We start from the raw sequence: 13,070 nt of genomic DNA, 5'->3' as shown, positions 1-13,070 counted from the left end.
GCGAGTCATGGTCATGCGGGCTCAGCCGCGCGGTGGGATCAGCAGTTCGCGACGGCCGTCGGCATGCTCGATACGTTCGCCAGGCAGGCTGAAGCGCCGGTCGGCATGGTAGTCGTAGAGCTGGCGGGCGGCGGCGATGCGCGCCGGGTCGAGGCGCAGGCTGTGGCGGCATTCCTCGCGCCCGGCCTCGAACAGCAGCTGGCCGAACGGGTCGACCACGGCGCTGCCACCGGCGTAGCGGGTGCCGTCTTCGCCCTCGCCGACGCGGTTCACCATCACGGCGAAGACCTGGTTCTCCTGGGCACGTGCGCTTACCGCGGTGCGGTGCACCGGGCCGTAGGGCTCCATGTTGCCGTCGGTGATCAGCAGCAGTTCGGCGCCCTGTTCGGCCAGGGCGCGGGCGCTTTCCGGGAACTCGCTGTCGTAGCAGATCAGCAGGCCGAGGCGCATGCCGCGCCACTCCACGGTGGCGTAACGGTCGCCCGCTTGCACCAGCTCGCCTTCGCCGACCCACAGGTGGGTTTTGCGATAGCTCAGGGCAATGCCTTCGGGGGTCACCAGCACGCTGGTGTTGTAGTAGCGGCCCTGGTCGTTCTCGGTCAGGCCGACCACCACGGCGAGGTCGCGCTCGCGAGCGGCCTGCTGGATGGCGCGCAGGCTCGGGCCATCCAGTGGCTCAGCCAGGGTGGTGAGGTTGTGCGGGCTGGGGAAGCCGGTAATCAGCGATTCGGGGAACACCACGATATCGGTATCCGCCGCGCAGGTGGCGATGGCATCCAGGGTGCGCTGCAGGTTGTAGGCGGTGTCGCCGTCGCGGCCGGCCATCTGTACGAGTTCGAGTTTCATAGGCAAACCTTGTTGTTGTTCGAGGCTGCGGAAACTCCATGACTTTCCGCAGGGGCGATGCAAGTATGTGTTTTCACTCCGAATTTCATATCACCCCGATTAGCTAACCCCGGGAGTAGCAGGCATGGGGCTGACCCTGCAGGATCTGGCCTGGCATCGCGCCGTCGGCCAGTTGATCGAGCGTCTCGACCAGCCCGGTTTCTGGCTGGCGCTGAGCCGTCTGCTGCACGACTACGTACCGGCCGATAGCTGGGTCGCGTTGCTGTTCAGCGCGAACCGCCCGCAGGTGTTCGCCGAGAGCCCCTTCGAGGGCGGTGGCAGCGACCCGCTGTTCCATGACTACCTCAAGGGCCTGTACCTGCTCGACCCGTTCTATATCGCCAGCCGCGAGCAGCCGGGCAGCGGCCTGGTGCGCCTGGCCGAGGTGGCGCCGGAATGCTTCGAGCAGACCGACTACTACCGCCTGTACTTCACCCACAACGTGGTCGCCGATGAGGTGCAGTTCAACGTCCAGCTGGATGCCGAACGCACGCTGTGCCTGTCGCTGGGCAGCAAGCGCCGTTTCACTCCGGAGCAGATCGCCCTGCTGGAGCTGATCCGCCCCTGGGTCTTGGCGCTGATGCGCCAGCGTATGGCTTTCGAGACGCCGCCGGTGCCTGAGCCGATGGTCGAGGCGCAGACGCTGACGGGTGGGCTGGAGGCGGCCATGCAGCGCCTGGGGGCGGCGCTGACCGCGCGCGAAGTGGACGTTATCCGCCTGATGCTGGCCGGCTGTTCCAACAAGGAAGTGGCGCGCAAGCTGGATATCTCGGCCGAGACGGTGAAGGTGCACCGCCGGCATCTCTACGCCAAGCTGGCGATCAAGTCGCAGGCGGAATTGTTCGGCCTGTTCATGCAGGCGCAGGGGGGCTGAGGCACTGAAGGTGAGAGACAGGCTGCTGGTGCTGGGCTGCCGATGATCCCCGCGCGGAGCGCGGGGATCATCTATCCGGCGGAGGACTACAGGTGCTCCTTGAAGAACGGAACAATTTGCGCCATGGCCAGGGCTACGGGCTCTTCGCGGTCGTACAGGTCGTAGTGCGACCAGCCTTCGGCCACGAAAATCTGCTTGGCGTTGGAGGCGGCGCGGCCATAAATTTCCCAGCCGTCACGGTAGGCGCCGAAGGCGCCGGGCTTGTCGCCGATCACCACCAGCAGTGGCTGAGTGAGCAGGGTTTCGGCGTGGGCAAAGGCATCCCAGGCCATGGCGGCGCTGTTGAAGGAAAACAGCCCGCTGGTGGCACCGTTGGGCTGCCGTCCGCGCGCTGACTTGTAGTAGTCGGTGGCTTCCAGCACATCGATATCACTCAGGCCAGCCTGTTTACCCGCTTCAACCGAATCCGGCAGGTAGTTGATGATCTGGCGGGGGCCACCTTTGGCTTCAGCGGTGCGTTGCTGTGCCATGGCATCGAGTGCAGCGAGCGGGTTGAACTGGCTGAAGCCTTCACGCATCAGACGGCCGAAATTGACGCCAGTGATCGAGGTCAGCGCCTTGATCCGGCGGTCGGTAATGGCGGCGTTGATGGTATAGGCGCCGCCACCACAGATGCCGATGGCACCGATGCGCTGTGCATCCACGTAGGGCAGGCTGACCAGGTAATCGATGGCGTAGCGGATGTCGGAAACGCGAATGGCCGGGTCTTCCATGAAGCGCGGCTCACCGCCGCTGGCGCCCTGGAAGCTGGCGTCGAAGGCCAGGACGATGAAGCCGGCTTCTGCCAGTTGGCGTGCGTAGACGTTGCCTGAAGTCTGTTCCTTGCAACTGCCGATCGGGTGGGTGCTGACGATGGCGGGATAGGTCTTGCTCGCGTCAAAGCCCGCTGGCAGGTGCAGGTCGGCGGCGCTGTCCCAGCCGAGGTTGCGGTAGGTGACGTGCTGGATAGTGTTCATGGGGGCTCCTGGGCAGCCGGCGCGAAGCGCTCGGCTGCTCTCGATAGGTAGGCTGAGTTACAGACGGGTCTGGAGGAACTGGGCCAGTGCCGCGACAGCCTCGTTAACGTAGGGTTGCTTGTCGTACAGCGACATGTGATTGGCCCCCTCGATCACGTGCATCTGCTTGTCCGTGCTGGCTGCGCGGGCGAGCAGGTCATCGCTCATCCACTTGCTGCCTGCCACGCTGCCGGCCACGGTGAGAATCGGCTGGGTGAGGAAAGCCTCGGCCTTGTGGTAGGCGTCGTAGGTGATGATCTGCGGCAGGCTGCGCGCGGTCATGAAACCCGGCGCATTCGGATGCTGGGCACGCGGGGTGTGGTAGTACTCCCAGGCTTCGCGCAGCTCCTCGTTGGGCGCATCCTCCTCGCGCATCGGCGCCAGCGGCAGGGTGGCCAGCGCCGCGCCGCTGGCATCGCTGCTGCGCGCTTGTGAGCCGTGGGCGATGTAGGGCAGAGCGTCGGCATCCTGCACGGTGTTTTCCCAGCCGTTGCGGAACATCTGGCCGATGTTCACCGCGCTGACCGTAGCGATGGCCTTAATGCGGCGATCATTGATGGCGGCGTTGGCGGTGTAGCCACCTCCGGCGCAGATGCCCATGGCACCGATGCGCTGGTTGTCGACGTAGGGCAGGGTGGTCAGGTAGTCGACCACGGCGCTGATGTCTTCGGTGCGGATATAGGGGTTTTCCAGCTGGCGTGGCTCGCCGCTGCTTTCACCCTGGAAGGACGCATCGAAGGCGACGGCCAGCAGCCCCTGCTCCGCCAGCTTGCTGGCGTACAGGCCGGCCGCTTGTTCCTTCACGCCGCCGCCCGGATGGGCCACGACAATGACCGGATACTGCTGGCTGGCATCGAAGTTGGCCGGTTGATGGATCACGGCGGCGATGGTGACGCTCTGGCCGTTGAGGGTGGGGATGCTGACTTTCTGCATGATCTTGGCTCCAGTGCTGAGCGCCTGTGTGTCGCTCGATGGATTCATCCTAGATCGGAGTTTGTTCGAGAAAAATATGCAAGAATCGACATGAGACGTCAGGATTACTGAACAATATGTCGATCAATCCTTCGCTGCTGCCCGCACTGGCCTGGTTCGTCCACATTGCCCGCCACCGCAGCTTCACCAAGGCCGCGGCAGAGATGGAGATGTCGCGTGCGGCCCTTTCTCAACACCTCAAGGGGTTGGAGCAGCAACTCAATGTGCGGCTGCTGCATCGCACCACCCGGGACATGTCACTGACCGAGGAAGGTCAGCGTCTGTTCGATGCGGTCGCTCCGGCCTTGAAGCTGATCGATACGGCCGTGTCCGAAATGGGTGAGGTTCAATCGGCGCCGACTGGCCTGATTCGGGTGAACACCTCGCGCATCGCCGCTCGGACGTTGCTGGAGCCGCACCTGGGCGAGTTTCTTGCGCGTTATCCGGGGTTGCGCCTGGAACTGGTACTGAATGATGGTTTGGCCAACATCATCGCCGACAGTGCGGATGTGGGAATTCGCTTGGGCGAGAGCCTGGACGAGCACATGGTGGCTGTGCCGATCAGTCCGCGCATTGAAATGGCAGTCGTCGGCTCACCGGACTACTTCAAGCGCAATGGAGTCCCGCAGTCGCCGGCTGATCTGATTCAGCACAACTGCCTGGCCTACCGCTTCACCAGCAGCGGCACGCTGGATCGCTGGTCGTTCACGGCGCCAGATGCCGAGGGGCACACGCAGGTGTTCGAGCCGCGTGGCAGTGCCGTCTTCAACGATGATGAAAGCATGTTGAGGGCGGCCATCCAGGGTGTGGGTTTGATCAAGTACCTTGATATCTGTGTGAGCGAGCAATTGGCATCCGGCGAGCTGGTGCGGGTGCTGCAGCCCTGGTGCCAGGCTTTCCCAGGTTTCTACCTGTATGCCCCGACACGTGCACAGATGCCGGCCAAGGTACGAGTGCTAATCGACTTTCTGGTAGAGAAGCGCTCACTGCTTTGACTGCCCAGGCAGCGCAGGTGTGGCTGCTATTGGCCGGGAGCTGACCTTTCAGGCTGTCCGATCTCGGCCAAGAGCGGACATTCATTGTCAGTACACTAGGCAAGCTTATATGTACCTGCAATGAGTGTGTTTAGCCCAGCTCAGTTACACAAGATTCCGGGTGCTCTCAGATCTTTTTGACTACATAGAGCGATTCCATAACCCACGAATACGTCGTAGAGTCGCCCGGCAAGATCTGAATTTTTCAGCCCTTTTCAAACCGTCCGTGGGAATGTGGTAAACCCGTCTTTGAGGTTACGATGGATCAGTACGTTGAGCGGTATGTGGCTTTTATTGACATCCTGGGTTTCCGCGAACATGTAAAGTCCCTAGAAATTAAGCCCGAGAAACTAGAGCAGTTGCTGACTATTTTGGATGGGCTAACCGTCTATCCGGATTTTGGTCAGAAAGTATCGGGAACGTCCGGTTTTGAGGATATGTTCAAGGCCACAACTTTCTCAGACAACATTGTCATCTCTGGAGCGTTAAACCCGATTGGTTTCGCAATGGTTATGACAATCAGCAGCAATCTTTGCTTACATTTACTATCGCAAGGTGTGCTGACTCGGGGAGGGATAACTCAAGGTAAGCTAATCCACTCTGATCACATCGTACTTGGTGACGGGATGATCAAAGCCTACGAGCTAGAGAGCAAAACGGCCATCTATCCTCGGGTTATCCTTGATCCTCCAATTGTTACTACTGCGAATATAGCCCCACCGAACCCGATGTGGAAAGCGGCCCAAGACCATGATGGTCTGTATTTTTTGGACTACATGCCATCTGCACATCTTGGAGACTTCTCCAAAAAACCTGATTCGCATTTTCTAGAAAAGGTACGAATGGAGATTGAAGAGACTCTTCGAGGTAGTGATGATTTAGGGGTTAAAGCCAAGGCCGGCTGGATGGCTCGACACCTGAACAAATATGTAGATATTCTTGAATGGGCTCCGATTCCTCTGGAATAGAAACTAATGTGACGAACTTGTGCAGCTGGGGGCGAAGGGCTAATAGTTTAATCTTCGTGCAGATTAGTTTAACTAGCGTCTCTGAGTGACTGCTAAGTTAGATCGATTCATGTATCGAATACAACTGCTGAGACTCAGCTGCCTATAACCCATAGTATGGTCTGCCATATACCCACTCCGATCCCGACTATGGCACCAACTAACGCAATGGTTTTAGCCAGTCGTCCTTCAAAAGTCCGATCCAGCATAACCCCGTAGCCTTTGGAGGCGGTTTTAAGCTTCCCAGTGACCATCTTTCTAATCGTAGAGTTGAAAAAACCAATTTTTGACAAGGTGGAGTTATGCATTCGAATAAATTCTTTATTTTCGAATGCTTGAATCTCCTCTTTCCCTTCGAGGAAGTGCCTCGGGATCCCGCCATTTAGTTCCATAAGAGACTTCATCTTGGGGTGAGAGGCGTAGTCGGCTCCATAGCGGTCAGATAGTAGGTCGTTAAGATTTAGTCTGCGTTCTACAGGTATGACTGATGCATCACGCCCGCCTAGAGCACGATATCGGTGTTCTAGGTGCTCAAAACCATAAGTAAGGTTCCGCATATTCCAATGAACCCAATACTTATCGCGCCTATCTCGAATGAATTGATAAAAGCTGGTGAGTAACTCTAGTTCTATGGCGTCAAATCGCCCTATGACCTCGTCGCGTGCAATGCGAAGTTCTTCGGCAATTGCATGCGTTGAAAAGCTTACAGCCTGCCCGGTCGCATAGTGAGTAATAGCAATTGAGGTTATCCGCGGAGATAGCGCTTCATTGTCGTCATACAAACTTTGACAGGAATAATGAATTAGGAAAAAGTTCTGAGGGGTCGTATTGATTTCCCGAATAAAACCACGACTGTCCGTGATGCTCATTAATCCCCCAGGCTGGCCATTAATACCCCGAGGTCTTCTGCTCAGAGCAATCATGACGCCGATTATTGAGCCGGGGCTTGGTGACCGGCAAGATTTTTTGCCGTGCTGCGTACATATACCTGACATTGATACTAGTGGGCGTCGGCTTTTAGCCGGTTCCGACCCGATTCAATCGGCTGTAACCGGTCAGAGGTTTACGAGTTCGGCCAATCGCAGGTGAGGTGTGCAAGCCGTTCGGGCGTGCGGCACTGGTGGCGGGGCAGATGGGAAGAAAGGGGGAGCGCTGCCTTCCGTGGCTGCGCTCCGCAACTCAGAAAGTCTTGCTTACCCCAACCACCAGGGTGGCCGAGCAGACATCGTCGAAGCCGTTGTAGCTGGCGCACTCGGCTGCGGAGAGGTCGGTGTCGACGTAGCTCAGCGACCAGTCCAGGTCGAACAGCGAGCGGCTCAGCTTGGCCTGCCATTCGTGGTAGCTGTCACGGTCGGCGCCGCTGGTCGAGTAGAACAGCGGATCCTTGTAGTCGACCAGGCCGTAGCGCAGCTCCAGCCCGGTTTCCCAGGGCAGTTCGGTGCGGTAGCCGAGGTAGCTGTACAGGTAGCTTTGCTCGCCAGCCAGGTCGTCTGCGTAGTTGCCGCCGAGGAAGGCGCCGTAGGCGCTGAGTTCGGCGTGGTACTCGCTGTAGTTGAGGTCGCCCTGGCCGGGGTAGACGTACTTGATGAAGGACGTGTCGAGGGCGATGGCGTCGCTGATCTGCCAGTAGTAGCCGACGTAGTAATCCAGCTCCTGGCGGGTGCCATCGACGGGGGCGGCGAAGTCGACGTTGGAACTCCAGACCCCGGCGTACAGGCCGCTGCCGTGCAGCAGGGTGGCCGAGCCCTGCAGGGCCGGGTCGTTCTGCGTTTGCGAGATGCCGCGGGTGCGGTAGTCGCTGTAGACGCCGGCCTTGAGTTCCAGGCCGAGGTTGTCGGTCAGTTCGATGGCATGGGCGCCGGGCGCCAGCAGGCCGGCGGCCAGGGCGAGGGGAAGGTGGCGGTGCATGGTGGGGTCTCTCTTGTTGTTGTAAGGGGGCGCCGCACCGGAGTGCGGCGCAGACGCAGCCGATCAGGCTTGTTGCGGGCAGGCTTCGGCGCTCCAGGTCTGGGCGTCGATGTCGGCCAGGTCGAGGTGCGCGGTCTCGCGCAGCAGCCAGGAGCAGAGGGCGACGATGCTCAGCGCCAGGGCGCCGTACAGGGCCACGCCGAAGGGGTTGTGATCGCTGAGGATAAGGATGGCGGTGGCCGCGCTGGAGGCGGTGCCGCCACCCAGTGCCGCGCCGATCTGGTAGGCGGCGGACATCCCCGAGTAGCGCATGGACTGGGGGAACTGCTCGGCGAGGAAGGCCGGGATCGGCCCCTGGGTCGCGCCCATAAAGGCACCGATCATGATGTAGGCGGCAAAGGACGCGAACAGGCTGTGCAGGCCGACCATCGGGAAGAACAGGAAGAAGCCCAGGGCCATGATGCTGGCGCCGAGGATCATCACCGGGCGCCGGCCCAGGTGGTCGGAGAGCATGGCGAACAGCGGGGCGCTGATGGCGATGGCCACCGACAGGCTGATATCGAACAGCAGGGCCTCGGTACTGCCGTAACCTATGTCGGTGGCGTAGGCGAGGAAGAAGGTGCTGCCGATGTAGGCGATGGTCACGTAGCCGAAGGCGATGCCGGTGCACAGCAGCATTTCCCGCGGGCGCGAGCGCAGTGCACTGAGCAGTGGCAGGCGCACTTTCTCGCGTGGTTGCTGCGGCGCCTGGGCGGGCTTCTGCAGGCGCGCATAGAGGCCGACCAGCACCAGTACGCCGCCGAGCCAGAAGGGGATACGCCAGGCGAAATCGGCCAGGTTGTCGTCATAGGCCAGGCTGACCAGGGCGAACACCAGCGAGCCGAGGATGCCGCCGATGCCGATGCCCATGCTGGTGAAACTACCCCACAGGCCGCGTTTGCCCGGTGGCGCCGACTCGATGCCGAACAGCGCCGCGCCGCCCCATTCGCCGCCGGCAGCGAAGCCTTGCACCAGGCGCAGCAATACCAGCAGCACGGGCGCAGCGGCACCGATGCTGGCGTGGGTCGGCAGGCAGCCGATCAGCAATGTGCTCAGCCCCATCAGCAGCAGGGTGATGACCAGGGCTTTCTGCCGGCCGACCTTGTCGCCGAAGTGGCCGAACACCATGCCGCCCAGCGGGCGGGCGAAGAAGCCGGCGCCGAACGCGGCAAAGGCCACCAGGGTGGCGGTGAGCTTGTCCAGCTCGGGGAAGAACAGCTGGGGAAACACCAGAGCGGCGGCGACGCCGTAGATGACGAAGTCGTAGAACTCCAGCGCGGTGCCCATGCCGGAGACGAAGAAGGTGCGCAGGGCGGACTGCTTGCCCGCCTGCACTGCGTGATTAGCCATGTGACGTACCCATCTTGTTGTTGGAGTGGAGCCGCCGGCTGGCGGGCCGGCGGCGGGTTGCGGGTCAGAAGCGCAGGTTGCCTTGTGCGGCCAGCTGCATCGGGTTGCCGGCGCTGTACAGCAGGTCGCCGGCGACGGTGTCGATACCGATGGTCAGCAGGGTTTCCCAGCGCTCCTTGGGTGCCAGGGACAGATCGGGGTGGAAGCAGATCGGCGCCTGCTCGCCCGCCGCGCCGCACATGGCGCGGGCCCGTTCGCTGAGGTTGTCGTCCTGCATGGCGCTGCGCTGGGCATCGACATGGGCCAGGCGCAGGTAGGTGGTGGACACATCCGCGGTGCGCTCGCCGGGCACCAGTTCGGGCGCCAGGAAGTGGTTGGTGTGGGTGATCCAGCCCTCGGCGTTGGGCAGCACCAGGGCGGTGGCCTGGGGCGACAGCTCGATGCTGGCGGCGCGCGGGCTGCTGTCGTCGCGGTGGAACACGGTGAGTACGGTGGAGGCGCTGACCCGTGCCGAGCGCGCCAGGGCGATGGCCTCGTCGACGCTGCGCGCCTCTTCCAGAATGTAGCGGGCGATGGCATGCACCGGCACCCCGGCACTGGCGTTGTCGCTGGCGTGGTGCAGGATGTTGAAGTGCAGGCCGAGGCCGGCGCTGTTCACGCCGATCTTGCCGAGCATGCCGAACTCGGTGAACAGCTTGGCGGTGAGGCCGCTGCTGCCGGTCAGCTGCAGCAGCAGGCCATTGGGCACCAGGCTGTCGTGCCAGTCCCAGGTCTGGATGGTGCGCGGTGCTTCGGCACCGGCCGGGGCGAACACGCAGGTGGAGCACTCGCCTTCGGCGTCGGCCGGCATGGTGGCGAGGATCTCGGTGCGCGCATTCAGCGCCGCCAGTTGCCACAGCGGCAGGCCGGCACCCGCGGCGGTGGCCACCAGCTCCTCGGTCAGGTTGAGGCTCCAGGCCCGCAGCGACTCCAGGCTGGCCTCGCCGATGCTGCGTACCCGTTGCGGGTCGATATCCACCTGGTTGAAGAAGTCGAGGTAGAGCGCGCAGGTCTGCTGGATCTGCGGCGCCCAGCGTTCACCGATCTGGCGGCCGCGCTGTTGCGGGTTCTGGGTGTCGGTGACGAAGGTATGAAGTTTCACGGGAATTACCTACTGCAGGGGACGGGCAGGCCTGCGCCACGCTGCCTCGGCTGACGCAGCGGGCGCGGCCGAGGGGTTAACGGGAGAAGACTTCGCGGCCGGCGAAGTAGGTCTTGAGCACCTGGGTATCGCCCAGCGCCTCGGGGGATACCTGGAACACGTCGCGGTCGAGCACGATCAGGTCGGCCTGCTTGCCCGGCTTGAGCGAGCCGATCTGCCGATCCAGCTGCAGGGCGCGGGCGGCATTCAGGGTGTAGGCCTGGAACATGGTCTGGCGGTCGACGGCCTCGGCCGGTGCCAGCACGCCTTGCGGCCCCTTGCGGGTCAGCGCCTGGTAGATGGCCTTCCACGGATCGGCAGTGGTGATCGGCCAGTCGCTGGCGCCGGCGATGGTGGCGCCGTTGCTCAGCAGCGAATGCGCCGGGTACATGTACTGGTAGGCCTGGGCGGTGACGTAGGGCTTGACCAGGTCGACGCTCATCTCGTCGGCAGCGGCCCAGTCCAGCTGCATCGCGGCGATCACGTCGAGCGCCTGGAAGCGGGCGAAGTCGCCCGGGGTGACCATCTGCAGGTGGGTGATGGAGTGGTGGATGCCACTGTGGCGCTGCTTGCGAGCGTAGGCCACGGCATTGAGCGACTCATGCACCGCGCGGTCGCCGATGGCATGCACATGCACCAGCCAGCCACGGGCATCGGCGGCATCGACCAGGCGGGCGAAGCCCTGCGGGTCGAACAGCAGCTCGCCGTTCTTGCCCGAGTTGCTGTACGGCTCGAGCATCGCCGCGCTCTGCGCCGGGTGCTCGGCCACGCCATCGGCGAACACCTTGATGCCCGGCAGGCTGAGGTTGGCGATGCCCTGGAATTGCTGGCGCACCTGGTCCAACTGGTCGAGGTCGGTCGGGGTGGCCTTGGAGTCGGCCATCAGCAGGGCGGCGACGTGGGCGTTCAGACCGCCCTTGGCGGCCAGTGCCTTGTAGGCCGGTAGCACGCCGAGCGAGTCGTTGTGGATATCGCCACCGGGGTTCTCGTTGGCCAGCGGCTCCATCCAGGCAGTGATGCCCAGGCTGTGGTAGTGCTGCTGGGCATCCTCCAGGGCGACCAGCAGCTCGGCGTCGCTGGCCAGCGGCAGCAGGGCCTGCACCGGGTAGAGCCCGGCATCGACCAGGAAACCGTTGGGCTCGCCGTTGTCGTGGTGGCCGATGGTGGCCCGCTCTTCGCCTTGCAGTGCCTTGACCTTGGCTGCATCGACGCCGGCCCTGGCCAGCAGGGCGCGGTTGGCCCAGCCGGTGTGATAGTCGCCGCCGGCCAGGAGGATCGGCGTAGTGGCCCATTCGCCATGGTTGAAGCGCTGCTCCAGTTCGCCGATGCGATCCCAGTAGCTGGTCGGCACGCCGCCGACGCTAAGGAACTCGCCGCGGCGTGCCGTGCCGTCGTCGCGCCACTGACGCAGCTGGCGTTCCAGCTCGTCGAGCGGCATGTCCTGGTTGTTCAGGTTGGCCTGGTGCATCTGCAGGCCGCCCTTGACCAGGTGGGTGTGGGAGTCGATGAAACCGGGCATCAGCACCTTGCCGCCGAGGTCGATGAGCCGGGTGGCGGGCTGTTTGAGCGCGAGGATTTGCGCATCGGAGCCGACGGCGAGCACCTTGCCGTTCTCCACGGCGATGGCCTGTTGCAGCGCCTGGCCCGGCTCGGCGGTGTAGATCTTGGCGTTGTGCAGGATAAGATCGGTGGCGGCCATCGTTTCCATCGAGGCACAGGCTATTGCGCTGGCGAGCAGCAGAGGGAACAGCGGTTTCATGGGGTGGCCCTGTTTTTTGTTAGTCTGCGGGCAGGCTAACCAGTACGAGCCAGCGGAAAAATGCCACTCTCTGCACAACTTCTGTGCCTAGCAGGAATAGATAAATGGACAAGCTGAGCGCGCTGACCATGTTTGTCGCCACCGCCGAGCAGGGCAATTTCAGCCGCGCTGCCGAGCAGCTGGGCAAGACCCCGTCGGCCCTGACCAAGGCGGTGGCGCAGCTGGAGGCGGAGCTGGGTACCCGCCTGTTCGAACGCACCACGCGGCGCATGGCGCTGACCGAGGCCGGGCACATCTACCTGGATGGCGCGCGCCAGGCGCTGATGCAGCTGCAGCTGGCCGGCGAGGGGGTGGAGCAGCTGCAGCACGAGCTGCGCGGCAGCCTGCGCATCACCGCGCCACCGTCCTTCGCCCCGGCGTTCCTGTCACAGGTGTGCTGTCGTTTTCTCAGCGACCATCCGCAGGTGCATCTGGAAGTGGAGCTGAGCGACACCTATGTCGACCTGGTCGACGGCGGCTACGACCTGGCCCTGCGCGACGGCCCTACCGACCTGCCCGGAGTGATCGCCCAGCCGCTGGTGGAGAACCACCTGCAGTTGTGCGCCAGCCCGGCCTATCTGGCGCGCAAGGGCAGCGAGGTGACCCTGGACAACTACCTGCGGCATGACTGGCTGATCTTCCGCCATCCGCTGCTCAACCGGCACTTCTGGTGGGTGCAGCAGGGCGAGCAACGTATCCGCCTGGCCCAGCCGGTGCCGCGCCTGGCCAGCGACAACTACGACTTCCTGCTGGCCTGCCTGCTCGCCGGCCAGGGCCTGCAGTTCATCCCGCAGTGGAGCGCCGCGCCCTACCTGGCACGCGGCGAGCTGGTGGAAGTGATGCCCGGATACTGGCGCGAACCGAGCGCCTTCGGCCCGTGGATCCACCTGCTGTACCTGCCGCACCGGCGCAACACACGCAAGGTCAAGGTGTTCATCGAGTACCTCAAGGCGCACTGGGCGCCCTGA

The 13,070-nt window shown here is 62.9% G+C and carries 12 protein-coding genes; 4 read left to right on the top strand and 8 right to left on the bottom strand.

Features of this window, described 5'->3' with window-relative positions; genetic code table 11:
- Nucleotides 1-21 precede the first annotated feature (21 nt).
- Complete coding sequence (locus A9179_RS15285) at nt 22-846, bottom strand: carbon-nitrogen hydrolase family protein (protein WP_187807076.1); 825 nt, start codon at nt 844-846, stop codon at nt 22-24.
- Between the two features lie 124 nt (nt 847-970).
- On the opposite strand from A9179_RS15285, the gene A9179_RS15280 reads away from it, so the two are divergent.
- Complete coding sequence (locus tag A9179_RS15280) at nt 971-1,759, top strand: helix-turn-helix domain-containing protein (protein ID WP_187807075.1); 789 nt, start codon at nt 971-973, stop codon at nt 1,757-1,759.
- Between the two features lie 86 nt (nt 1,760-1,845).
- Here the strand turns inward: A9179_RS15280 and A9179_RS15275 are convergent, their stop codons facing one another.
- Nucleotides 1,846-2,775 carry an alpha/beta hydrolase gene (locus tag A9179_RS15275; RefSeq protein WP_187807074.1) on the bottom strand — a complete coding sequence of 310 codons (930 nt, stop codon included), beginning with the start codon at nt 2,773-2,775 and terminating at the stop codon, nt 1,846-1,848.
- Nucleotides 2,776-2,832: 57 nt separating this feature from the next.
- On the bottom strand, nt 2,833-3,747 hold the full coding sequence (locus A9179_RS15270; RefSeq protein WP_187807073.1) for an alpha/beta hydrolase: 915 nt from the start codon (nt 3,745-3,747) through the stop codon (nt 2,833-2,835).
- Nucleotides 3,748-3,863: 116 nt separating this feature from the next.
- On the opposite strand from A9179_RS15270, the gene A9179_RS15265 reads away from it, so the two are divergent.
- Nucleotides 3,864-4,781 carry a LysR family transcriptional regulator gene (locus A9179_RS15265; RefSeq protein ID WP_187807072.1) on the top strand — a complete coding sequence of 306 codons (918 nt, stop codon included), beginning with the start codon at nt 3,864-3,866 and terminating at the stop codon, nt 4,779-4,781.
- Between the two features lie 299 nt (nt 4,782-5,080).
- Nucleotides 5,081-5,788, top strand: coding sequence for a hypothetical protein (locus A9179_RS15260; RefSeq protein ID WP_187807071.1), 708 nt, complete (start codon nt 5,081-5,083; stop codon nt 5,786-5,788).
- A 134-nt stretch (nt 5,789-5,922) separates the two neighbouring features.
- Here A9179_RS15260 and A9179_RS15255 read toward each other — a convergent pair whose 3' ends face one another.
- The 5 genes from A9179_RS15255 to A9179_RS15235 form a co-directional block, all read right to left on the bottom strand.
- The gene (locus tag A9179_RS15255; RefSeq protein ID WP_187807070.1) at nt 5,923-6,696 is read right to left on the bottom strand and encodes a hypothetical protein; all 774 of its coding nucleotides are present in this window, start codon (nt 6,694-6,696) and stop codon (nt 5,923-5,925) included.
- 310 nt (nt 6,697-7,006) lie between these two features.
- Nucleotides 7,007-7,735 carry a TorF family putative porin gene (locus A9179_RS15250; protein ID WP_187807069.1) on the bottom strand — a complete coding sequence of 243 codons (729 nt, stop codon included), beginning with the start codon at nt 7,733-7,735 and terminating at the stop codon, nt 7,007-7,009.
- Between the two features lie 63 nt (nt 7,736-7,798).
- Nucleotides 7,799-9,124: an MFS transporter gene (locus A9179_RS15245; protein ID WP_187807068.1), complete on the bottom strand. Its 1,326-nt coding sequence runs from the start codon at nt 9,122-9,124 to the stop codon at nt 7,799-7,801.
- 64 nt (nt 9,125-9,188) lie between these two features.
- Nucleotides 9,189-10,265 (bottom strand): C45 family autoproteolytic acyltransferase/hydolase, encoded by a 1,077-nt coding sequence (locus A9179_RS15240; RefSeq protein WP_187807067.1) that lies wholly within the window; start codon nt 10,263-10,265, stop codon nt 9,189-9,191.
- Nucleotides 10,266-10,341: 76 nt separating this feature from the next.
- Complete coding sequence (locus A9179_RS15235; RefSeq protein WP_187807066.1) at nt 10,342-12,063, bottom strand: amidohydrolase; 1,722 nt, start codon at nt 12,061-12,063, stop codon at nt 10,342-10,344.
- A gap of 104 nt (nt 12,064-12,167) precedes the next feature.
- Between A9179_RS15235 and A9179_RS15230 the strand changes: the two genes are divergently transcribed.
- Nucleotides 12,168-13,070 (top strand): LysR family transcriptional regulator, encoded by a 903-nt coding sequence (locus A9179_RS15230; RefSeq protein WP_187807065.1) that lies wholly within the window; start codon nt 12,168-12,170, stop codon nt 13,068-13,070.

It is taken from the genome of Pseudomonas alcaligenes, assembly GCF_014490745.1.
Taxonomy (GTDB): domain Bacteria; phylum Pseudomonadota; class Gammaproteobacteria; order Pseudomonadales; family Pseudomonadaceae; genus Aquipseudomonas; species Aquipseudomonas alcaligenes_C.
The sequence above is the reverse complement of the archived record's forward strand: the minus strand, read 5'-3'. Positions and strand labels throughout refer to the sequence as shown.

Coding starts and splice junctions, on each gene's coding strand:
- A9179_RS15285 (WP_187807076.1), bottom strand. CDS start 846: ATGAAACTCGAACTCGTACAGATGGCCGGCCGCGACGGCGACACCGCC.
- A9179_RS15280 (WP_187807075.1), top strand. CDS start 971: ATGGGGCTGACCCTGCAGGATCTGGCCTGGCATCGCGCCGTCGGCCAG.
- A9179_RS15275 (WP_187807074.1), bottom strand. CDS start 2,775: ATGAACACTATCCAGCACGTCACCTACCGCAACCTCGGCTGGGACAGC.
- A9179_RS15270 (WP_187807073.1), bottom strand. CDS start 3,747: ATGCAGAAAGTCAGCATCCCCACCCTCAACGGCCAGAGCGTCACCATC.
- A9179_RS15265 (WP_187807072.1), top strand. CDS start 3,864: ATGTCGATCAATCCTTCGCTGCTGCCCGCACTGGCCTGGTTCGTCCAC.
- A9179_RS15260 (WP_187807071.1), top strand. CDS start 5,081: ATGGATCAGTACGTTGAGCGGTATGTGGCTTTTATTGACATCCTGGGT.
- A9179_RS15255 (WP_187807070.1), bottom strand. CDS start 6,696: ATGAGCATCACGGACAGTCGTGGTTTTATTCGGGAAATCAATACGACC.
- A9179_RS15250 (WP_187807069.1), bottom strand. CDS start 7,735: ATGCACCGCCACCTTCCCCTCGCCCTGGCCGCCGGCCTGCTGGCGCCC.
- A9179_RS15245 (WP_187807068.1), bottom strand. CDS start 9,124: ATGGCTAATCACGCAGTGCAGGCGGGCAAGCAGTCCGCCCTGCGCACC.
- A9179_RS15235 (WP_187807066.1), bottom strand. CDS start 12,063: ATGAAACCGCTGTTCCCTCTGCTGCTCGCCAGCGCAATAGCCTGTGCC.
- A9179_RS15230 (WP_187807065.1), top strand. CDS start 12,168: ATGGACAAGCTGAGCGCGCTGACCATGTTTGTCGCCACCGCCGAGCAG.